This window comes from Wolbachia endosymbiont (group B) of Melanargia galathea (assembly GCF_964030625.1).
Taxonomy (GTDB): Bacteria; Pseudomonadota; Alphaproteobacteria; order Rickettsiales; family Anaplasmataceae; genus Wolbachia.
This window is the reverse complement of the sequence record NZ_OZ034910.1, coordinates 939,071-962,050: the sequence shown is the minus strand read 5'-3', so window position 1 is coordinate 962,050 and position 22,980 is coordinate 939,071. Positions and strand designations below refer to the sequence as shown.

Genomic DNA, 22,980 nt, shown 5'->3' with positions numbered 1-22,980 from the left:
AATCTTCCTTTTATTTAATTATATGTACCATATATAGTTTTTATTTCAAAAGTATTAACAGTTATTGCCTTACCATATCATTAATGTAATAAAATATTAATGATATGCGAATATAAACTTTTTCATGGAAATTTAGCAAGGCTATCTAATTTCTTCTCTACTATAACCTTATACGATAGCCTTGCCAATTGTTCTACGTTTTTCTTATCTACTACTCAATGACAGTTCTTACTATCACTCCTCTGAAAGTTGATGCTATCAGAGTCAGTGACTACAATCTGCATCTATTTTCCTCTTTCTATATGATCAGGAAGTATTACATATTCCAATGATCTAGCTGTAATTGCTCTTTTTCTCACACAAGATGGACTTGAATATACCCTTGGTCTATATCTTTCGAATTTAAAACAGTCAACAGTAATCCCCTCCTCAAAGTTAGAAAGTATTAGAGATGGAGATTTACTAACTTCCTTATCACTCACAGGATTATTTGCACTACCATAACTCACATGACGCGCTGCACTATGATTGTTACCACACTCTTCTCTTGAGGTTGAACTGCTTGGATTAAAAGGAGTCGAAAATATTGAATACCCATTGGTATCACCAAATCGTTTTATCAACCCACAGTTTTCTTCATTCATTTTTGTAATATTCTCGTGATTAGCACCTTCTGATAAGCTTGATGAAGCGATAAGATCTTCTTTTTTCTTACTAAAGATATTGCCTATTTTTAGCTTAGTTGCAACATTCTTGAATTTGTTTTTCGGAGCTTTTGGTTTAATTTCTGAATTCTCATTTATAGTAATTACACATGATGGATTATCTAACTTGTCCATTGTATTTTGTACTCTACTGTTGCGTCTTGAACACAGACTAAGTTTTGCTGTTAAATCATTCAAAACAGGTGAACTTTTTCTACCTTCTAAAGACTTATTCGAACATAGTAGTGCACTACCACCCCTACTCATTTTCTGAGGAGAAATATTGAGTTTGTCTTTACTCTCTAATCTAGTTTCATGCGTAAACTTGTAAAGTTCATTTTCCAATCGTGAAATATCTTCTGCATTCTTTATTAATAGTTCCAATATTGAGTTGTATTCCTCCAAATCATGATCCCCTACTTTTGTCTTAGCTAACTTTCCTGTAGCCTCTTCAATTCTGTTCATTTTTTCAGTATAGTTTTCTATCTTACGTTTAACAGGTTCTTTTTGAAGGCCAATCACTAAGTTGTATAAGATAAGTAAAAATGATATCGAAGAAAATGCAATGGAAATCCAGGTAGGAATTTCTTCCTTTTCAGATTCTGCATTATTATACTTAATGCAAACAGAAATAATCACACTTGATATTGACATGGCCAGATTATAGTAGTCTAGAAGCTTTTTGCTTCTTTCTTGATCTTCCATGTTAAGTTTATCATATTTCCTTTTTTTGTTTTCCCTTATTTCATAAAAGAAATCTAAAAATAACCTCAAGATATTTGTGTCACCATGTTTAAAAGCATAATCTAAAGCTGTTTTTTTTGCATTATCCTTTATATCAAAATTTATCTTTTCATTTAAAGTTTTCTCTCCGGTGCTGATTGTTAGGTAGAATAAGGCTTTAATAGCTTTTTCCCTTAAGTGCTCATTTTGTTTACGCTTTTCTAAAACTAACTTTTTCAAAAATTGACCTTGCTTAAAATCCTCATTTATAGTTTTTTCAAAATCATTATCACTCATTACAAGATAGTGTAATGCTGTTCTTCCAGATTTAGATACAACATTTAACATTTTCTTATTATAGGGGTAATGATTATCTTTCATAAAATATTCTATTAACTCAGCATTAAGGCTCATGGCAGCTAAATGTAGAGGTATAAGCCCTTGACTGTTTGTGTTAAAAAGTGGTACTGTGTTCCTAATAGTTGACTTAGCAATACTTTCAATAACATACTGAGGGAATTCTATGTCGTTGGCAAGAGCAGCCATGTGTAACGGTGTATTGTCATTTTCATCATATAACACTTTGATGCTAGCAGCCACCTTTTTACCTACAAGTTCTTTTGACACAAATTCAAGACATTCCTTATTGCCGCTCAAAATAGCTGCAAATAACAACTTTTTTTGTGTATTTTGTTCTAAAAAAATACCCTTTGGGCTTTTTTTTACCAAATACTTAACGCATTCTACTCTTCCACTGAGGATAGATAAGTGTAGTAAAGTTTGTCCATCCTTATTTTTCTTACTTAATATTTCTCCCACTCTCTCTTTTTTAAAAAGGTGCTCAAGGCATGATTTATTACCAACACGTGCTGCCATATGAAAGACGGTGTCACCGTTGCTATTCTCACGCAAAACCTCTTGATAAACGTCAAATTTCTTCTCTTCCAACTTTTTTTCTATCATGCTTAAAAACGATAAATCAAGTTGGGCAGCAAAATGTAAAGGGGTGTTTCCTTCATTATTACTCTTATTTACTTGCATGCTTCTGTCTATTAATAGACTCACACATTTTTTTCTTAGTTCTGTTTCTGTATTACTCGATAGAGCTAAGTGTAGGGCCATATTTCCTTTGTGTGTTTCTGTGCTTAAATCGTAATCAGGAAATTTCTTGAGTAAAGATGTTAGACAATCATACTTCCCGTACATTGCAGCTAAATGTACAAGATCTCTTCCATAATCACCTTTGGATTGAAGTATGCTATTTCCTATATTTTCATAAAATAGGTCTATACAATATGAATTACCATGTATAATAGCAATATGTAAGGGGGTGTTACCTTGTTTATTCTGAACAATTTTTGCACCTGATTGAGTAAACAATTTCATTAGCTGGTTATTTCCATGTTTTGCAGCTATATGCAATGGGGTGTTACCATCTACATTTTCTTGATTAATTTCACTTTTTCGTCTACCTAAAAATTTTAGATGCTCTATAAGAAAATTTATGGCATTTTCTTGAGTTTCTGAGTTACCTACAATCTTATGAAAAGGATTCTCATTATATTTATTTTTTAAAAATTGTACTTGATTATCAATGAAGAATTTTATGCACTCAGCATTTCCAGATTGCACAGCATAGTGTAATGCGTTATTTCCATATTTATCTGTTTTAATTTTCTCCCTATCAAAAATTCCTTTTGCTGTCAATATTTCTTTTAAATATTCTAGGAGGTTAGGACTTCCGCTTCTGGCAGCATAGTGTAACTCGGTTTTATTATTGGTAGTGCAACTAAAATCTGCTTCATTTTCTATGAGAATTTTCAAGCATTCTTTATTGCCAGATTTAGCCGCATAGTGTAGTGGTGTTTTACCATCTCTATCTTTATTCCTTACTGCTTCTTTAATGTCAAAATTAGAATTTTCTATCACAAAACATAAAATATCTTCTTTACCCGACTCAGCTAAATAATGTAGAAGTGTTTTATCATTACTATCTGCAAAATTCTCCAATTTTATAATCAATTCTCTGCCCATACTAAGAATTAGAGATACAGCTATTTCAACATGAATATCATAATTCCTATTTTTCTTTTGTTCTTTCCTAATTCTTTCAATAGCCACTGTTAATAGCGAAGAACCATCATTACTTATTATATTCCATCCATCTTGACGAAATTTTTCAGCTAATGAATCACTTATATTTTCTGCTAAAATCCTGCTTTTTATACAATCAAGATTATTAGTACATATATTATAGTTTTCTTCTTGAGTTACTTTATTAATATAATCATATATGATTATTAGGTCTTGCTTATTGACTTTATCTTCTGAATTGCCTTGTAATGAAGAGAGGTCTATCTCACTAATTGCTCTGGCCATAACAACGTTTCCCGCAACAAATAAACCTGAACTGAGTGTCTTTGCGCTTGTACTAGATTTAGCTTTGAAAACACTAATAACTGTGTCAAATTTATTTTTGAACATACTGTACCTCATAAATAATAATGCCGGTAAGGCTTTAGTAGATACCACTGTAATTTTTAAGCCTACAAAAATTCACCAGCGGCCGCATTATATAGTAGATAATTTTTTGTGCTAGTAATATTTTTCTAATTCCCACTTTGGCCTTGGTGCAAAGTCAAGAGAGTCTACATAGCTTCTCTGTAACCTTTCAATTCCTGTCCATCCAACCATCACTGCATTGTCTGTACATAAATTGCTTGGAGGAGAAAGCACGTTCAAGTCTATGTGCTTTTTTAATCTCTCTTTCAGGAAATTATTTGCTGCAACTCCACCAGTAATTACAAAATCATTGATTTTAATATTTAAAGATACAGCGATACCAATAGCATTTCTGACTCTATCGAGTAATATGTCGCTAATACACTCTTGAAACGAAGCACACATATCACACACATCCTGTTCACTCATTACAAATTCTCGTGCTAAGTTTTTTACCGCTGTTTTAATTCCAGAAAATGAAAGGTCACATCCAGAACGTTTTATCATTGCTCTTGGCAGCTTAAATCTCATACCATCACCTTTTTTAGCTAACTCTTCAATTAATGGACCTCCCGGATAGCTTAGACCCAGCGTTTTAGCGACTTTGTCAAATGCTTCTCCTAATGAGTCATCAAGCGTTTCTCCAAGTTTGATGTATTTACCTACATCCTGTGCAATTAAAAATTGGCAGTGACCACCTGATATCAGCAGGACTAAAAACGGAAATTCAACCTCATATAGTAGCCTAACAACTAACGCATGTGCTTCTAAGTGATTAACTGCAATAAACGGTTTTTGTGTTACGTGTGCAATTGCTTTAGCCATCATTGTACCAATTATTAATCCACCTATGAGTCCTGGTCCTGATGTTGCTGCAATTGCATCTAGATCACAAAAGTTAAGGTTAGATTTTTCCATAGCACTTTTTATTAAACCACTTAAATGCTTCATATGAGCACGTGATGCTATTTCAGGAATCACTCCACCGCACTTTTTGTGCTCTACCTGAGAAAGAATTTCGTTAGCAAGCACTTGCTTATCACTATTTACAATCGCAACTGCAGTTTCATCGCAACTTGTTTCAATCGCTAAAATGGTTTTCATATATATTTGAACTCTTTAAATTGCGAGAACTATAACTTGAAATGTTGAAGAAGTGAACTTTGTTCTGCTGAGCTAATTATCATCTTCAAATATAGAACCAATTTTTTTGCTTCCAGGAGAAAATTTATTAGTCCAACTGCTTTGTACTTTGTTTATATCTTTAAAAGCAGTTTTATCGCTATATTCCTTTACTTCTTTATCTATTCTCTCCATTATTTGTAGATCCAGGTAGCTCTTTTTCCATTGGTTAGTAGCAAGAAATACTCTGTTTAAATCTTGAGTGCGAATTAGATATTCTTTATCTTTAGGATAAACTTCCTGAGCCCAAGCAAACAGCTCAAAATAGCGTGCGAATAACTCAGACGCACGTGATTTTGGAGTTTGGTAAACTTGTATCTCCTTAAATATAATTTGACCAATAATTTTTTGTACCAGAATATTTGACTGCTTTAAGTTCTGCTCAATATCCTGATAAACTTTATAGAGAAATTCTTGCTCTAAGCTTAAGTTCAGTTCATTTTCAACCATATGTGAAAGTTCATGTACTATGATGTAAGGATTTGACCTTCTTAGCACAATAACATACTTATTTAAACCAGAAGAACGAATTGTCTTACACACTCCCTCTTCCATATCCACTAATCCTTCTTGATATATTTCAAACGAGAGTCTAGTTTGCTTTATTATTGACAAAGTGAGGTTTAATGTATTTCTAAACTTCTCAAATTGATAGAGATATTTGACATATTGTATTACGTTTTCACTATTTCCTACTTGAGTTGCTTGTTTTATTAAGTTCCTGATTAGCATGCTTCATTATTAAAGGAATTTTCTTTATGCTCAAGAATTATAAAGTGTTTTCAGGAAGTATAGCTAAAAAAGTTTAATTTACTTACATTCCGCTACTTATTATTAGCCAAGAGGTATCACGTCAGTATGACTTAGGAATGTACTAGATATAAAAGTGCAATATCAAATATATTTTACTAAAAATCAATCAACTTTTCACATGTTTGCTCTTCATAAAAGAAGCTCAATGTTATCGTAGTACCAAGTTTTGCTTCACTTTGAATGTTGAAAGTCCCACCCATTAACTCTACTAATTTCTTGCTTAGAGGTAATCCGATACCTGTGCCTTCGTTTCTATATCCCGAATCTGCTTGGCCAAAAACGGACATAACTTTATATATGTCCTGCTGCATTATCCCTATTCCATTATCATGAAACTCAATAGTTAATAAATTTTTTTCTATATTCTCTTTAATAATCATTCTTATTAAACCACCTTGAGGAGTGAACTTGATTGCATTTGATAACAAATTTATTATAACTTGCTTCATTCTTTTGGGATCGGCGATAACTAATAATTGTTTATCAGATATCTCTTTCTTTAAACTAATCCCTGTTTCTTTTAGTTTAGGTGATAACATTTTTAAGCACGAATCTATTATCTTATTCAGATTAAACTTCACTTTCTCTACTGTTAAACTACTTGATTCAGCTTTAGAAAAATCGAGCACATCATTAATCAAAGCAAGTAAATGTGTACCAGCATTATATATATCGTCTACGTATTCCTTGTATTTAGAGTGATCTACCGAACCTAAAGTTTCATTTTTGATCAACTTTGCAAATCCAATAATAGCATTAAGAGGTGTACGCAACTCATGTGTAACACTTGCAAAAAATTTTATCTTATTTGCATTTTCTTGCTCTAATGCCTCTTTAACCCTTTGTAATTCAATATTAGTTTTATGCTGCTTGGCTAGCATTTGGGTATTGGAAAAGTGCAAATAAAGCATTATTAGTATTAAGATAACCAGTAATAAGCCCATTAATATTGAAAATAGACTATATACCATAATATAAGAGTCATTATAGCTTTGAATGATCTTCAAAAAAAATGAAGGCTTAATGTCATCTTCATGAAATATAGGGAAAGTAGAAGTTAATGTATTTCCTGTAGCGTAAAATATTTCTTGATTGCTTAGCAATTTATCAATTTCATCATTTGTAAGCAACTGCTCATAGTCATGACCTTGAGTATTAAAATTACTGAAAATTACTCTGGCATTTTGATCATACAGTATTAAGCTAAAATTTCTTACTTTGCTTACTGATTGTAACAATTCAGCACGCAATTTTACCAACTGGTTTATGTAATCAAAACTGTTATATTTAATATGATGTTTTTCTATTAGTAAATAATGATATTTTTTTATTATACTATTTTCCAATAGATCTTTTAAGTTTGCATTTGAATTACGGTAAAAAGAAAGAAAATTATTCTTTAATGAATAACTGCGGTATATTGTGCCCAATAAAACCACAAAAATTAATAAGAATAGCGAGATAATTTTTGTATATCTATTTGTTTTTAGTGTAGTAAAAATTAATTTACTTAATTTATACATATTCTTCTCATTGTGAAATAACGTCTTTTATGGTATTAATAAAAAATTAGCATATCATACTTTTATGACAATTTCTCCTATCTTGCCAGTTTATTCTCCTATTAACATAAATTTTTCTTATGGCAAAGGTATTTACTTGTATGATATCGATAATAAGCGCTATATAGATTTTCACTCTGGAATAGCTGTTAGCAGTTTAGGTCATGCCAACCCACGATTAACTGATGTCCTAAAATTACAAGGAGAAAAACTATGGCATATATCAAATACCTATAATATATCTACTGCCAACAAATTTGCAGAAAATTTAATAAACAACAGCTTTGCTAATACTGTATTTTTTGCAAATTCTGGATCAGAAGCAGTGGAATGTGGACTTAAAATCGCTAGGGCCTATCAAAATGGAAAAGGTAATAAAAATCGCTATAGAATTCTAACATTTCATGGTGCATTTCATGGAAGGACATTTTTAACTTGTGCAACAAACGATAGACAGAAATTTTCTGAATTACTGAATCCTTATATTGACTGGTGTGATAACATAGAGCCCAATATTGAGAGTGTAAAGAAAGCAATTTCTAATGGCATAGGTGTTATATTAATAGAACCAATACAGGGACAAGGTGGTATTAAAGTAATGAGTGAAGTCTTCATGAAAGAGCTAAGAGAACTATGTAACGAAAACGACATACTGCTATTTTTTGATTGCGTTCAGTGCGGTGCTGGCAGGACAGGAAAGTTATTTGCATCTGAACACATAGGAATTAAGCCTGACATATGTGCTCTTGCAAAAGGAATAGGAGGAGGTTTCCCTCTGGGGGCTTGTCTTGCAACTGAAAAGGTTGCTAAGTACATGGCGGTCGGTATGCATGGTTCTACTTTTGGTGGTAATCCACTTGCAACTTCAGTAGGTAATGCTGTATTGGATGAATTGCTCGGCCCTGGCTTCTTAGAAAATGTTGAAGTTAGAGGTAAGTCTTTAAAAAACAAACTAGAGGACTTAGCAAGCAAGTTTCCAATGATAGAAGAAGTGAGAGGAAAAGGGTTGATGCTAGGAATAAAAGTAAAAATGAATAACCAAAAATTTGCAGAAGAGCTAAGTCACCGTGGTTTACTCACTGTTGGAGTAACATCAGATAACGTTGTAAGAATCTTGCCTCCACTCATTATCACTGAAAAAGAGATTGATGAAGGCATTGAAATCCTCACTCAGTATTTATCTGAAAAGTTCTAGTTAAAAACTAAACCTTCCTGCTCACTAGTTGTTGGCTGTATCAAAATTGCAGATAAAGCAGTAGATACAACTTTATCAGCTACTTCATTTGTACACTTTGCCTTTTCCTGTTCTCTTATCAGTGTAAGCTCATTTATATCACTTAGTGAGTCAAATTTTGTTATATCCTCAAATATAAACGATTGCACGATGTCTTTCGGAATATTGAGAAAAGCCGAGTTACCAAGCGATAATGTCATATCTAACAAACTTTTCATTGAGCCGTTTCTCAAAACACATTTAGACAGTTCTCCTAAAAGAATTGGCACTCCAAAAATAAAAAATGCTCCTCTCACTAAATAGGTCGTTATTTCATATAACAATGCACCACACAAGAGTGCCAGTGGTCCAAATACTATAAAACCGCAAAGTAAAGGCAATTGCATGGTCTGACCTGATGATATTCTACCTATAAGCTCCATTGAAATTATAAACCCAATAAGTAACATAGCTCTACCTAGATATGTCCTTTCTTTAGAGCGTTTGTTAAAGTTTTTCTCACGTAACTTAGAAAAATCATTATTGACTCTTACGTCAAAAATATTATGGCCATTTTTTAATTTGAGCTCCAAGTTCTCTATTCCATGACGCCACTTATGGCACCTTACAACTTCATTAATTACCATACTAATTCGATCATTGATCTTGCATAATTTGCTTTCTTGATATAAATCTCCTTGATAATACTTTTCTCTAAATTTCACACAGTCTAATTTCTTTAAATCAGATAAAAAATCTTTAATTTCTTGTGCCATTTTATCAGTATCACCTCTGTAGCCTACAGCTTTCAAAATTGCTGCTAAGTGTTCATTTTCAATTTGAGCAATTGTTCTATCTAATGCACGTATATATTGCTTGGATTGAAAATATGAGATGATTTTTTCTTTACATCTATCCTCATTGCCTTCGTACAAACTATTTCTTTTGAAACTGCTGTCATGTTCTTTGGCAATTTCTAATGCATGAACCAATACATTTTGCGCCTTCACACTACTTTCACAGTGACAGTTTCTGATTATGTGTACATACGCTCTTGCACTGGTATCTCCAGATTTATCTATATTGTACGCTTTAGCCAAAAAGACTAAATAGTCAAACCCTGCCCAAAGATAATACATTACCTTTGTTATAGCACTCCCCACAGAAAATAAAGCTGAGCGTGTGCAAGATAATTTACCGTTGTTTTTAATTCTGTTCTCATATGAACGAAGGTATGCCTCTGTACTTTTTAAAATCCTATGTAAATCTTGTTCTGTCTTTTTGACATCAAAATCATTTATATCATGAACTTTTTCATACGTTTCTTTTATCAAATCACTAGAAAACTTCTTCAGAGCTGAATCATCAATATTTCCTAATGCATCAATATTTTTACTAATATAGATTTCTATTTTTCTTCCAAGTTCTTCTCCCATTCTATTTTTTAGCAACTTATTGTATTTATTAGTAGCTGGAAACAAAACTTTCTGACAAAATTTCTGTGGTTCCTTTTTAAAATTTGCTAAGATCTTATTCACAAATAGCTCAACTTCTTCACCTGCAGCAGCGAAAAACCATGATTGTCTGCTCTCATTACGTTCTCTATTTCTTCCAAGATTCTGTAGGGCTTCAGATGGATTATTGAATTGACTAACCGAATCTGCAAATATTGATGCAACATGATTATATTCACTATCAAATCCACGACCTTTCGATCCATCTATAACCGTTGTCAACGCATATTTAGCCAATGAATCAAAATCTCTTTTTTCATAATCACAATAAAGAGTTCGATATCCACCTATCTGATTACGTATTATCGCTGAAAAGAGTCTGTTTTCTCCAATATCAAGATCATTTTTCCCAATTCCTGCAAAGATACATTTATTTTGTTTGCAGAAATCAATGAGACTATGTAGTATACCTTTCTCTCTTTCCATGAGGTCATGGAGCTCTTTGCTTAAGCGCCAATTATCAACTATTAAGCTGCATTGCTCATTATCACTTTTACTCAGTGCTTCAATTACTGTCTTTATTTGCAGTAAGAGCTCATCTCTAGCAAATTGCTCACTAAAGCCTTTTCTCTCTAGGTAGCTTATAATATTGTTATCATTAGTGGTGCTAACATTCTTTTTAACATCTTCTATCAATTCACTCAAACCTTCTCTTCTTTTTTTATCTAAAGTAATATTATCACACTTCATTAAATATGAGAGAGTAAGATCGATCATTGAATGCATTACTCTATATTTTAGATATTCAGCAGTACTACTGAAATCCACCTTTTCTTTTAATTCAGATATCTGCTCTTCTGTCAGACTAGGATGTTGCTTTTTAACGCAGCTTATAAAGTTCGCTTCGCGTAACTTGAGCCTATAGTCTTGATAAGACATCCCTTCAGGCTGAAATTTATTATACACTTCATAACGTGTACTACCTTCATATACTAAATTATCTCTACCCTGCAACGCAAAGTTAAGATTAACTATACTATTTACATCATCAGCTAAAAGCAGAGCACTTTCTCCAATTGGGCTTTGCACATTCCATCTTATAGAAGTTAATAAATCATCGGTATCAACAAGCTTATTGTAATTAAAAACTTCTTCGCTCTCTTCAACATATTCATAAGCTGGGCTCGATTTTTCTCTAGTAAATAAGCTACGCACGTTAGCAAGAAATCTAGAAAGCAGTTCTTTTGACTCTACACCAGTTGCTTTAGTTAGTACCCACCAAATTGGCAACATTACTATACCAAATATAAACATAGAAATTGTATAATATAAGTTTCCAATCAAAGCAGAATACAGCCAATAATCTGAAGTGAGACCAATTACGGCAGCAACATTACTATTTATAATAGGAAACAATATAGCTAAAGATATTATGGAGGTAGTAACATTAACTGCAAACGCTTGATTGAAATTTGCTCTTCTATTGGTTTTTGCAATAACACTTGCTGTTTCGATAGCGTTTGCAATACAACGTCTACTCAATCTTGTCGGGCTGATAACTTTTCCGCATCTATTTAAAATCCTTCTCTTTGGTGTTGCAGTGAGGTAAGTCGTAGGATATTTCTCATCAAGCTTGCACATGTTCTCAAAATCCTGCTGCTTGTTAATACTGTCTGCTTCATCAACACTAATCCACAACTTGGTATTTTGGTCTTTAAATTTACGATCATTTTCTTGCTGTAATAACAGGTCATGTGTCACTATAATTGTTGTAGGTTTAGTTGCCTTCAGTGCATTTTTAATTTCCTCAGCAGTTTTAGGTGTCCTAATGTTTACAGTAAATGCACTACTCATCATTTTTTTAGCTTGGTTTACTAGATCACTGTTTGGTACTGCAACCAGATGATGAAACCCTGCTTGGGCTAGTACATGGCTCCACATTCCAATATCGTAAGTCTTGCCAAACCCAGTTTCTGCATCGATCATAACATTACAGTTAGCAATGGAAGGGTTTTTGAGATGTTCCAATATCCCTTTAACAACAGATTTACGACGTGCTACTATTATAGATTCCTTTGTATCATCAAGTTTTATAGATTCACCTTTTAGCTTGCAGTTGATTTTTTCTAAGCTACTTATAATACTTTGCCTTTCTTGATTACTGATAGAACTCACACATTACCCGCTATAATTATTACAATATTAATTGTATGTTAATTCAGTAAATTGTCAATTCTATGGACAAAAAGCTGATTTCAACTATCATATTAATATGAATATATGCCTCGGAATAATTACTTCTCCCCATGGAATCAAAGGAGCTGTCAAAATAAAAACCTTTACTGAAAAGCCCGAAAATATTTTCCTATATGGTGAACTAATAATCGGAAGTGAAAATTATAAAATAAGCTTGGTGTCTGTTGTCAGTAATAATTTAGTAATAGCAACAATTAGCGGTGTGAATTCCCGTAATGAAGCAGAGCTTTTAAGAAATAAAAAGTTATATATAGAAAGAGATAAGCTACCACAGTTAAATGATGAGGATGAATTTTACCAAGATGATCTTGTGAATATGGAAGTAAGACTAGAGAGTAATGAATTATATGGCTATGTGAAGTCTGTGAATAATTTCGGCTCGGGGGATATATTAGAAATTTTGGTTATCAGCACAAAAAAAAACATTATGTTATCTTTTACTAAAGAAGTATTTCCATACATCAACATGAAGGAAAGGTATATAGTAATCAACATGCCAGAATTCATTGGCCAATAAAAATTTTGATATTTGTATAAAGTTATTTATAATAATCAGACCAAATTAAAAGTGTAATTATGGCAGAAAGGGCTAATGATATCAGGCCAGGTCAGGTACTAGAACATAACGGTGGATTGTTTTCGGTTATAAGTATTATGCATACTCAACCTGGTAAGGGTGGTGCATATATACAAGCTGAAATGAAAAATATCCAAACAGGAGCAAAGTACTATGAGAGGTTTCGCTCTGATGCAACAATCAGAAGGGCAATTTTAGATGAAGAGGAATATGTTTATCTCTTTACTGAAGGGAATATCGTAAATCTTATGCATCCAAGTAGTTACGAGCAGATTGTTATAAATTTAGACTTATTAGGGGAAAAGAAGGCTTATTTGCAAGATAATATGAAAATTAAAGTAGTAACTTATCAAGATAAAATAATTTCTGCACATGTGCCTGATCACGTTACACTAACTGTAAAAGAGACAGAGTCTGTTATCAAAGGTCAGACTGTTACTGCTTCTTATAAGCCTGCAATTTTGGAAAACGGAATACGTGTTAACGTGCCTCAATTTATAAAAGAAGGGGATAAAATTGTATTACATACTCCTGATAACAGCTATTACGAAAGAGTAAAAGAGTAAATGGCCATTTCATCACCACGAATCAATGTGATGCTTGATTCTGTACGCAGTGCCTCCAAGCAGCTTATACGTGATTTTAATGAATTGCAAATTTCAAGCGTTAAGTCAGCAGACTTTATCAATAAAACTTATTCAAAATCCAAGCAACTTATATACGATTGCTTGAAAAACTACAACCAGAACTATGACTTTATTTTTGAAGACGATTTAGGGCAAGATCTAAAAGAAGGCAGTTATACTTGGTTTATTATGCCTATAGAAGGCAAGGAAAACCTTTTTAGTTGTATGGTTTATTTTGCAGTATCAGTTTGTCTCATTCATAAAAACAGAGTTGTAGCAGCTGTGATTGATGCTCCAGCCCTTAGAGAAACTTTCTGGGCAGAGGAAAAGAAAGGAGCTTTTCTTGAAGATTTCAAATCTCGCCATGTAAAAATGCGGATGAAAGCTCGTGAAGGGGGAATAATAGACATAAGTGGTAATTTGTTAAATAAATTACCACTTGACAATAATAATCTGCGCTCCCTTGGCTCAACGGTACTAGGTTTTGCATATCTTGCTGCCGGAAGATACAATGGAATAATTTACTCTGGAATTAATAAATATAAAACTTCACTCGGTAGGCTTTTTTTGCAAGAAAGCGGTGGGAGATTAAAGGAAGATAACGCGCTTGTCATTGCTGGAGATATAAACTAAAGTTCATTCAAAAGAGCAAAAGTCACGTAGTGAAAATAATAAATGGTCTTACCTACCCCTCATTGCAGCAGGGTGGCAAAATAAGATAGACGAGAAAAGACAACTATAGGAACAAATAGTCAGTGTGTGACAATGGCATCTAGTCCTTTTGCACAAAAAATGTTGTAAAGTAACTTAGTTGGATCCCAGTGTTAGCTACTTTCATGACAAGAAATAAAGCACTGATTTTGTACATTAACCATGCTTTTAAATAGATACCTTATTCTTGGCAACTTTAAACTCAACAACAGACACAAACAGACAATTTCTCAAAAACTTTTACAAGAGATTTTGTTAAATGCTCTATCATTTCATTTGTATGGTAAGGCGTAGGAGTAATACGGAAGCGCTCAGTCCCCCTTGAAACTGTTGGATAATTTATATGTTGTACATATATTCCATACTCACCAAATAACAATTTTGATGCTTTTTTGGACAACTCAGGATCGCCAATTATGATTGGAATTATATGAGTTTCTGTTTGCATAAAATTCACTCCTGCATTTCTCAGTGAGTCTTTTACCTTTTCAACAGACTGCTTTTGCTTCTCTCTTTCAACATTGCTCGATTTTAAATGCTCAACGCTTGCCTTTGCTGCTGCTGCTAAAACGGGTGACATAGCAGTAGTAAAAATAAATCCTGGGGCTGAACTTCTTATTACATCCACCAAGCTCTTTGAAGACGCTATATATCCACCCATCACTCCAAAAGCCTTTGATAATGTACCTTGAATAACAGTTATTCTATCCATCAAACCTTCTCTTTCTGCAATTCCACCGCCGCGCGGTCCATACATGCCAACTGCGTGTACCTCATCCAAATAGGTAATTGCATTATACTGATCTGCTAGATCACATATCGCTTCAAGCGGTGCTACATCACCATCCATTGAGTATACAGATTCAAGTGCTATTATTTTCGGCGTTTTTATATCTATAGACTTTAGCAACTGCTCTAAGTGATCAACATCATTATGCCTAAATATGTGCTTCGGTCTTTTTCCTGATTTTATACCTTCTATCATTGAAGAATGGTTTTTCTCATCTGAAAAAATTACCACGCCCGGAATAACAGACGATAAAGTACTAAGTGTAGTTTGGTTGGCAAGATAGCCACAAGCAAAAGTTAAAGCAGCTTCTTTTTGATGCAAGTCAGCCAAAGATTTCTCGAGCTCAACAACTTCCTTTGTTGTACCTGATATATTTCTTGTTCCTCCAGCACCAACAGATGAATTTTGAATAGCAGCAATGACACTATCGTTTTGTGACATTCCCAGATAATTATTACTGCACCAGACAATAACCTCTCTATTTCTTTCATAATCCATAATATAGGGAAGTTTGCCAGGTAATGACGCAAAATGCGTAAATTCACGATAGCGCCCTTCTTCTTTTATATCTTTGATTTTATTTAAGAATATTTTTTCGTAGTCTACCAAGTTTTTATCTATTAACAATCAATATAATTATAATAAATTATTAAATGATAGACTACTATATTTATTACTTAGACTGACATTCTTCTGTCTGCATAACCTTTGTGACCTGATTATCCTCAACTAAGCTTTTAGGCCTATAGCAGTACGTAATTGTAGCTGCAATAAGACAACAAACTGCAACTGCTATTCCTATTGCTAACATTTCCAAGTAAACTGCAACAGCTGCTCCTAAGGCAATAACAGTTATTGCAAGCGCAGAAGCAGCTACGACATACTTTTTTGTGTTTTGTGGATCATTCTTTGAATTGCTTGGTACGGTTGCTGAATAGCCTAAAGATGACATAAATTCCAAAAATCCCTTATTTCCTCGCTTTTTTGCCATATCTAAAGAGCTTCCTTTCAAAAGAGTATCTGATGGTTTATTAATAATTGGATCGTTTTCTAAATACGGGCTTGTACCATTGTCTATTAGCAATTTTGCAGATTTTTTATGCCCTTCATTTATTTTTCGATTATAATCTATAACATGTAGCGCAGTACCAATATCCCTACTTTGTGTATTAACATACTTTTTTTTATCTTTTGCTGCACCTATCAAAATGGCAACTACATCAGAATGACCATTATCAGCAGCTAAGTGCAATGCAGTTTCACCATTATGATGTTGTAAATAAAGATCTGCCTTTTTTTTTAAAAGTAATTCCACCATTGCCGAATTACCTTCTGCAGAAGCATACATCAAAGGAGTAAGATTATATCGTTCTTTAGCATCAACTGTTGCGCCACGATCTATTAGCAATTCCGCAACATCTAAATGTCCATCGTACGCTGCTTCATGTAAAGGAGTTACTCTGCTGCCTGTACTGCTTACTGAATTAACATTTGCGTCATTATCAAGTAAAAGCTTCACAAAATCTTTATGACCACTCTTGGCAGCTAAATGAAGTGCAGTGTCACCACCTACTTTTGTTTTTGATTTAATCTCAATATTTGCACCACATTCTAGTAAATGCCTGCCAAGCTCAACATTACCTTTTTGTGCTGCAACGTGTAAATGAATAAATCCATCATTATCATAATCTGTGAAACGTTCATTAATATCGTCTAGTAAACTTTCCCTACCAGCTTTTAATTCCTCAGAAATGATAAGTGTTACTTTACCATTTTCATACTCTACTTCACCATTATGAAATTTAAGTGTGAACTCTAAAATAGCATCAACCCTGCATATTTCCCTATTTGTATCAAGTTTCCTGACAGGCATACTTGGACAATACTGAACATTGAGAGAACCTTGGCTATTATATACAATACTTATCTTTCTATCATTGGCATGAGGCAAGATTAGTTTATGCTTAGAGAATATAGGAGAGAGCTGCATTAACAAAGAGCCATCATACCCAGCTTGATTGCAACTAGTAATTAACTCTTCCAGTATATAGTCATTTGGAACCTCTGCTTTAGCATGTTTAAAAATTTCCGTAAAAACATACTTTGCAAACAGACGTTTATCATCTCCCTCATTATATTTATCATATAACCCTTTAATGAAACTATTATCTATAGTGCGATCATTGATTACAAAAAAATCCGTTCTATATAGGTCTTGATAAGCTGTGTTACCAGACTTTACATCTTCATTATTCTCATCTGCCTTTACTTGACCCAGCAGAGATTGTGTTAGCTGAAATTCTAACGTAGTTACTGCACTAGATTTAGTATCAGAATTATTAACGCCAGATTCCTCTTGACTTTCATTACCTGAATCCTCAGAACGACGGCGCTCTTTTTCCTCTCGTTCTAAAATTTCAAACCCTTCTTCAGTTCCCGAATCCCTAGAATCTGATTTCTTTAAAATTTTGTTTGATTCCTGTGATACAAAATCTGAACCTAACATGTTTTTCCTCACTAATTAGTAGCTAAGCTAAGTGTAGCATTAAATGGCAATTTTGTCAACTTAGCAAGCATCTCTTCGTAGTCTACCAAGTTTTTATCTATTAACAATCAATATAATTATAATAAATTATTAAATGATAGACTACTATATTTAGTATACAGACCTTTCCTTGAACACAATCTCTGCAGGCTCACCATTCTCAATTAAGCTTTTAGGTCTACAGCAGTATGTAACTGTAGCTGCAATAAGACAACAAGCTGCAACTGCTATTCCTACCGCTAACATTTCCAAGTAAACTGCAACAGCCACCCCTGAAACAATACCGGCTATCGCAAGCGCAGAAGCAGCTACAACATACTTCTTTGTATTTTGTGGATTTTTTTTGAGGCCACTTTTGCTGCTTTGCTCATTAATTCTTGGCAATTCTGTTTTTGGCTGTCCATTTCCGTTAGCAACTTGTTCTACATGCTCAGTAGGTTGATTAACGTTAATATCATTATTAACATCTTCAATTTCAATCGAAAGAAATTCATCTTCATCATCACTTGTTAATTCTACTCTTAAAGTACAAGGAACAGAATTACTAGAAACAGTACCATTAGCTGTTGCTTCAGCTTCCACTGTGTCAATTACAGATATTCTTGTTTCATGACCTTCTTCACTAATTTTTTCAAATGGAGAATTACTATTAGAGTCTGAGGAAGTTCCGGCAGAGCAATCACTTTTATTACCTTCAAGTTTAGAAAAATCATCCTCCTCAGAACTCAGTGATGGTGAGCTTTCTTTAGACTCTACCAAAGGAGCTTCTTGGCTACTTGCAGCAGCTTCTACATTTGTCTACTGGTAATGTAGTAGCAGTGTGCTTGAGCTCATTTTCAAGAAATAGTATTATTTGTTCAAGAGCCTCTTTTTGCTCACCCTCTTCCAAATTTGTAATTTTGTCATTTGCTTGACTCAAGAGCTTCTGTACAGTAGGTTCATATGTGCTGACTTCTAATTTCTTTAATAAATGTATCAAACGAGTAAGATTGATTCTATCGACAGCATTAGACAATTTTTCTCCTATAATTTTTTCATTTCCAGGCATTTTACCCTCCTCACAATTATTACCTATAGCTTCTTCTATTGAAGCCTCTTCATTATTCATAATATTCTCTACTTTATCAACAATGTTTCTTTGCGGCTGTTGATTATCAATATTTTTGGATTCTGGATCTTTTTTAATATTTAAATGCAAAGGTGTTTTATCATCTAAACCTTCAAGAAATTTTGTGATTTTTGATTCACTAGAAGATTTTTCCCTGTTTTCTTCCCTTACCAAATATAAACTTTTCGTTCCTACCAGATCTAAAGCTGTTTTGCCATCTCTATCTTGAATGTTCCAATCAGCTCCCTTGTTTACAAGTAATTTTACTATTTCAAATTTATCATGGTAAGCAGCCCAATGTAAAGCTATTCTGCCATGCCTCTCATCTTGAATATCAATCTCAGCGCCATTTCCAATAAGCAAGCCCATTAATTCTAAATTATTACGTGCCACAGCCCAATGCAAAGGTGCATGCCCTGAATTGTCTATACTATTAATATCAGCAATTTTATGATTAATAATAGTCTTTGCTACATCTATAAAATCTTGTTGTATAGCATAGTGCAAAAATTTTTCTGACATATCAGAAACTCTAGACCTGGCTTCAGTATCTTTAAATTTATCTAATACCGCTTTCACGCATTCTTGATTACGAATAGACAACGCCCTTCGAAGTTTTTCACATATGCTATGCCAAGGTAGAATAGTACTTCGATTTTTTTCCAAATCTTCTAATAAAAGCTTAGTATAGCGCTGTCCACCAACACCAATAAGTAGCCTATCGAGACCTTCATCTTGCGTAAATAATATACTTTTATGCGTTTCTGCATACCTTTCCACAAGTGTGTCATCAGCTGCAATGGCTAGTAGTGAAAGCTCTTTTACTGAATAATTATAATAACCATTTGTTTCATCATAGCTATTATTCAACAGCACATTGTGCATATGATCAGTCAAATTAAGCTGTTGAGAGCAAAAATCCTTCAAATTACCACAATTTAAATCAGTAATAAATCTATCGCTTTCCTCTATATTATTTATAGTTTTATCTAAATCTGCATAATCACCATAATTTTTTGCTTTATTTATAACGTCTATTAATCCATCAAAGGTTAAATTTTTAGGGGTAATGGTAAATTCTTCTTCATTATGCCTTGGTTCTATATTAACCTGATCTTGAGGCCAAAATAACTCTGTTGCTACAACTGCTGTAACTTCTGCAACACCTACCAATACATTCGCAACATTACCTAAAATGCCTGGATCAGTAACTACTTTGTTTGCTACTTCACTACTATCAGATGAACTCTCAGTAATAGACAAGTCTTCAGCAGCAAATGACTTAGGTCCTTCATTCATATTTTTCTCAAGAGTCTCTGTAATTCTATTATCCTCATCTTCGAAATGCCTATTTATTTCATCTAACAAACTTTTGCCATCAACTTTGTAATTCTCTAATTGTTCAGGAATAGCAAGTGTTACTTTGCCGTTTTCATACTCTACCTTACTATCTCGAAACTTAAGGGTGAACTCTAAAATAGCATCAACCCTGCATATTTCCTTATTTGTATCAAGTTCTCTAACAGGCATACTTGGACAATACTGAATATTGAGAGAACCTTGGCTATTATATACAATACTTATCTTTCTATCGTTGGCATGAGGCAAGCTTAGTTTATGCTTAGAGAATATAGGAGAGAGCTGCATTAACAAAGAGCCATCATACCCAGCCTGATTGCAATTAGTAATTAACTCTTCTAATATATTGTCATTTGGAGTTTCTGCCTTAGCATATTTAAACATTTCTGTGAAAACTTGCTTAGCAAACAGGCGGTAATTTGCATTTTCACTCGAAATTAAGTGATTGTGCTGGCAATATAACTCGTGAACATACGCTTTGCTTATTGTTTGCCCATTAATTACAAAATCCATTCTTTCCAAATCAAGTTGTGCTTGCTTGCCAGAATTTGCATTCCTATTATTCTCACCTGCCTTTACTTGACTTAGCAAAGATTGTGTTAGCTGAAATTCCAATTCAATTGCTCTGTTAGTATTTTGTCCTTCCTCAACCTCTGAACAATTGCCTGAATCTCCAGAATGACGATGCTCCTTAATTTCTTCTTGTTCTAAAACTTCAAATTCTTCTTCAGCACCTGAATCTCTGGAATGGCGACGCTCCCTTTCTTCTGCAGTATCTACTGCTGGCGGCATGAGCCCACCAAGTAAATTCCACCCCATGTTTTACCCCCTAATTATTAGCTAAACTAAGTATAGCATTAAATAGAAATTTTGCCAAGCAAGTTATTGAGCCTTTTAGCAAATAGACTTACGTCTTCCATCTCTTCACCTTCCACTATACAAGCTTGATAGAACAATAAGTAAATCATATCTCCAAGTGTTGGATTTTCACCATTTTTAGCGTGAGATTCCATTATGTTTCTTATCAAAGGATGCTTAATGTTAATTTCAAGTACTTTTGGCGTGCGGTAATTTAGCTGCTTCTGTTCACGTAAAAAACGCTCCATACGGAGATCCATAGTTCCTTCATCAACTGCTAGACACACAGGACTATCGGTTAATTTCTTAGAGATCTTTACACTTTTTACTAAGCTTCCAAGAACCTTGGTGAAGTATTCGAGTATAGAATCCGCGTTTTCTTCGCTTTTGTTTTCATCTGATTTATTTTCTTCATCTTTCTTGCCTTCTTCTGAAGAAAATTTTTCTAAATCAACATCAGCGCGGGTCACAGACTTAAATTTTTGATCTTTATATTCATGAATCACGCTAGTCCAGAAATCATCAACTGGATCAACAAATAGAAGCACTTCCAATCCTTTGCTGACGAATCCTTCAAGTTGTGGACTGTTTTTTACTGAATCGAGACTATTACCTGTGAGATAGTAGATATGTTCCTGTTCAGGCTTCATTCTGCTTATATAATCATCAATGCTAACTAGCTTACCATCACTGGTGCTATGAAATCTGCAAATGGAAAGCAATGCTTCTCTTTCATCAGTTGGCATAGCTTCGCAAAGACCTTCTTTTAACACCGCACCAAAATTGCCCCAGAATTTTGTATATTCCTCTAAATTCTCTTTTGCTTTTTTGCCGAGCTCTGATATTATGCGCTTAGTTAAAGATTTCCTAATCTGCTCAACAACGCGATTGTTCTGCAGTGTTTCTCTGCTGATATTGAGAGGCAAATCCGGTGAATCAACCACACCTTTCAAAAAACGCAAGTACTGCGGTATAATCTGCACATTATCTTCAGTGATAAACACTTTATTTACATACAATTTTACAGAGCAGCGTCTATCTGGATGAAATAAATCAAAAGGCTTGATAGAAGGAACATAAAGCAAGTTCGTATACTCTATTGCACCTTCATTTTTATTATGAAATATCATCCAAGGCTCACCGCCCACATGTGCAACACCACGGAAGAAGTCGTTGTGCTCTTCTGGAGTAACGTCATTTTTTGGCTTAGTCCAAATTGCAGCTTTGCTATTTAATTTTTCACTTTTTCCTTCTTCATTTACAAACTCAACGGGAAAATTTATGTGGTCAGAGTAAGTAGTAACGATGTTTTCAATACGGAATTTGTCTAAAAATTCGCTTTCTTCAGGACGCATGATGAGCGTAATTTTTGTGCCACGAGAGATTTGACCATCTAATTTGCTGATTGAATACTCTCCATCTCCTTTAGATTTCCACACCCAAGACTCTTCTTCTCCGGCTTTCCTTGATTCTACTATAACTTCTGAAGCAACCATGAAGCTTGAATAAAAACCAACACCAAACTTTCCAATCAGCTCTACAGCTTGGCTCGAATCTTTATTATTCTTAATTGCATCCAAGAATTTTTGCGTACCAGAACTTGCAATCGTGCCAAGATTATCTATTAAATCTTGCCTGTTCATGCCAATTCCATTGTCGGTTATATACAGCTCATTCTTATCTTTACTGGAGCTAATAGTAATCTTCAACTCATCACTTGAATCTAATAAATCAGCATTTAATTGTGATTCATAGCGCAATTTATCACATGCATCTGATGCATTTGATATTAACTCACGCAAGAAAATATCCTTATTAGTATAAAGTGAATGAATTACTATATTTAGTACTTTGCCTACTTCAGCGTCAAATTTTAAACTTTCAGTTTCTTGTATGTTGTGCATTTTGAGCTCCATTATTAGCCTACTACTCTAATAATTTAAGTATTGCACTGCGATCTTTCAAGGTCACACATGCTAAAATTTATGTGGGCCAAC

General features: G+C 33.8%; 14 protein-coding genes. 4 read left to right on the top strand and 10 right to left on the bottom strand.

Going from position 1 to position 22,980, the window contains the following annotated elements; translation table 11 throughout:
* Positions 1-284 precede the first annotated feature (284 nt).
* The 4 genes from AAHF52_RS04250 to AAHF52_RS04235 form a co-directional block, all read right to left on the bottom strand.
* Positions 285-3,911, bottom strand: coding sequence for an ankyrin repeat domain-containing protein (locus AAHF52_RS04250; protein ID WP_264376655.1), 3,627 nt, complete (start codon positions 3,909-3,911; stop codon positions 285-287).
* Between the two features lie 111 nt (positions 3,912-4,022).
* Positions 4,023-5,033 carry a tRNA (adenosine(37)-N6)-threonylcarbamoyltransferase complex transferase subunit TsaD gene (gene tsaD / locus AAHF52_RS04245; RefSeq protein ID WP_007302199.1) on the bottom strand — a complete coding sequence of 337 codons (1,011 nt, stop codon included), beginning with the start codon at positions 5,031-5,033 and terminating at the stop codon, positions 4,023-4,025.
* 72 nt (positions 5,034-5,105) lie between these two features.
* On the bottom strand, positions 5,106-5,843 hold the full coding sequence (locus AAHF52_RS04240) for a hypothetical protein (protein ID WP_012481913.1): 738 nt from the start codon (positions 5,841-5,843) through the stop codon (positions 5,106-5,108).
* Positions 5,844-6,019: 176 nt separating this feature from the next.
* Entirely contained in the window at positions 6,020-7,447 is a 1,428-nt protein-coding gene (locus tag AAHF52_RS04235) for a sensor histidine kinase (RefSeq protein ID WP_010403276.1), read from the bottom strand.
* Between the two features lie 64 nt (positions 7,448-7,511).
* Between AAHF52_RS04235 and AAHF52_RS04230 the strand changes: the two genes are divergently transcribed.
* On the top strand, positions 7,512-8,681 hold the full coding sequence (locus tag AAHF52_RS04230; protein ID WP_052264687.1) for an aspartate aminotransferase family protein: 1,170 nt from the start codon (positions 7,512-7,514) through the stop codon (positions 8,679-8,681).
* Here the strand turns inward: AAHF52_RS04230 and AAHF52_RS04225 are convergent.
* Complete coding sequence (locus tag AAHF52_RS04225; RefSeq protein ID WP_264376654.1) at positions 8,678-12,328, bottom strand: DEAD/DEAH box helicase; 3,651 nt, start codon at positions 12,326-12,328, stop codon at positions 8,678-8,680. The two genes, AAHF52_RS04230 and AAHF52_RS04225, sit on opposite strands and share 4 nt — an antisense overlap.
* Positions 12,329-12,425: 97 nt before the next feature.
* On the opposite strand from AAHF52_RS04225, the gene rimM reads away from it, so the two are divergent.
* From rimM to AAHF52_RS04210, 3 genes are read left to right on the top strand one after another with little or no spacing between them, the layout of a single operon-like run.
* Positions 12,426-12,926, top strand: coding sequence for a ribosome maturation factor RimM (rimM, locus tag AAHF52_RS04220; protein ID WP_006014540.1), 501 nt, complete (start codon positions 12,426-12,428; stop codon positions 12,924-12,926).
* Positions 12,927-12,985: 59 nt separating this feature from the next.
* Positions 12,986-13,552 carry an elongation factor P gene (efp, locus tag AAHF52_RS04215; RefSeq protein ID WP_007302193.1) on the top strand — a complete coding sequence of 189 codons (567 nt, stop codon included), beginning with the start codon at positions 12,986-12,988 and terminating at the stop codon, positions 13,550-13,552.
* Positions 13,553-14,245, top strand: coding sequence for an inositol monophosphatase family protein (locus tag AAHF52_RS04210; RefSeq protein WP_213863819.1), 693 nt, complete (start codon positions 13,553-13,555; stop codon positions 14,243-14,245). It begins immediately after the preceding gene.
* Positions 14,246-14,525: 280 nt separating this feature from the next.
* Here AAHF52_RS04210 and hemA read toward each other — a convergent pair whose 3' ends face one another.
* The 5 genes from hemA to htpG all read right to left on the bottom strand — a co-directional run bounded on the left by hemA (position 14,526) and on the right by htpG (position 22,887).
* Complete coding sequence (gene hemA, locus AAHF52_RS04205; protein WP_264376883.1) at positions 14,526-15,722, bottom strand: 5-aminolevulinate synthase; 1,197 nt, start codon at positions 15,720-15,722, stop codon at positions 14,526-14,528.
* Between the two features lie 64 nt (positions 15,723-15,786).
* On the bottom strand, positions 15,787-17,619 hold the full coding sequence (locus tag AAHF52_RS04200; protein ID WP_264376653.1) for an ankyrin repeat domain-containing protein: 1,833 nt from the start codon (positions 17,617-17,619) through the stop codon (positions 15,787-15,789).
* 150 nt (positions 17,620-17,769) lie between these two features.
* A complete protein-coding gene (locus tag AAHF52_RS04195; RefSeq protein ID WP_342068380.1) occupies positions 17,770-18,417 on the bottom strand; it encodes a hypothetical protein in 648 nt (215 codons plus the stop codon).
* Positions 18,418-18,430: 13 nt separating this feature from the next.
* Positions 18,431-20,944, bottom strand: a complete 2,514-nt coding sequence (locus tag AAHF52_RS04190) for an ankyrin repeat domain-containing protein (protein ID WP_342068379.1) — start codon at positions 20,942-20,944, stop codon at positions 18,431-18,433.
* Between the two features lie 38 nt (positions 20,945-20,982).
* Complete coding sequence (gene htpG, locus AAHF52_RS04185) at positions 20,983-22,887, bottom strand: molecular chaperone HtpG (protein WP_007302187.1); 1,905 nt, start codon at positions 22,885-22,887, stop codon at positions 20,983-20,985.
* Positions 22,888-22,980: the final 93 nt, after the last annotated feature.

Coding starts and splice junctions, on each gene's coding strand:
- tsaD (WP_007302199.1), bottom strand. CDS start 5,033: ATGAAAACCATTTTAGCGATTGAAACAAGTTGCGATGAAACTGCAGTT.
- htpG (WP_007302187.1), bottom strand. CDS start 22,887: ATGCACAACATACAAGAAACTGAAAGTTTAAAATTTGACGCTGAAGTA.
- AAHF52_RS04235 (WP_010403276.1), bottom strand. CDS start 7,447: ATGTATAAATTAAGTAAATTAATTTTTACTACACTAAAAACAAATAGA.
- AAHF52_RS04250 (WP_264376655.1), bottom strand. CDS start 3,911: ATGTTCAAAAATAAATTTGACACAGTTATTAGTGTTTTCAAAGCTAAA.
- efp (WP_007302193.1), top strand. CDS start 12,986: ATGGCAGAAAGGGCTAATGATATCAGGCCAGGTCAGGTACTAGAACAT.
- AAHF52_RS04230 (WP_052264687.1), top strand. CDS start 7,512: ATGACAATTTCTCCTATCTTGCCAGTTTATTCTCCTATTAACATAAAT.
- AAHF52_RS04200 (WP_264376653.1), bottom strand. CDS start 17,619: ATGTTAGGTTCAGATTTTGTATCACAGGAATCAAACAAAATTTTAAAG.
- AAHF52_RS04210 (WP_213863819.1), top strand. CDS start 13,553: ATGGCCATTTCATCACCACGAATCAATGTGATGCTTGATTCTGTACGC.
- rimM (WP_006014540.1), top strand. CDS start 12,426: ATGAATATATGCCTCGGAATAATTACTTCTCCCCATGGAATCAAAGGA.
- AAHF52_RS04240 (WP_012481913.1), bottom strand. CDS start 5,843: ATGCTAATCAGGAACTTAATAAAACAAGCAACTCAAGTAGGAAATAGT.
- AAHF52_RS04190 (WP_342068379.1), bottom strand. CDS start 20,944: ATGGGGTGGAATTTACTTGGTGGGCTCATGCCGCCAGCAGTAGATACT.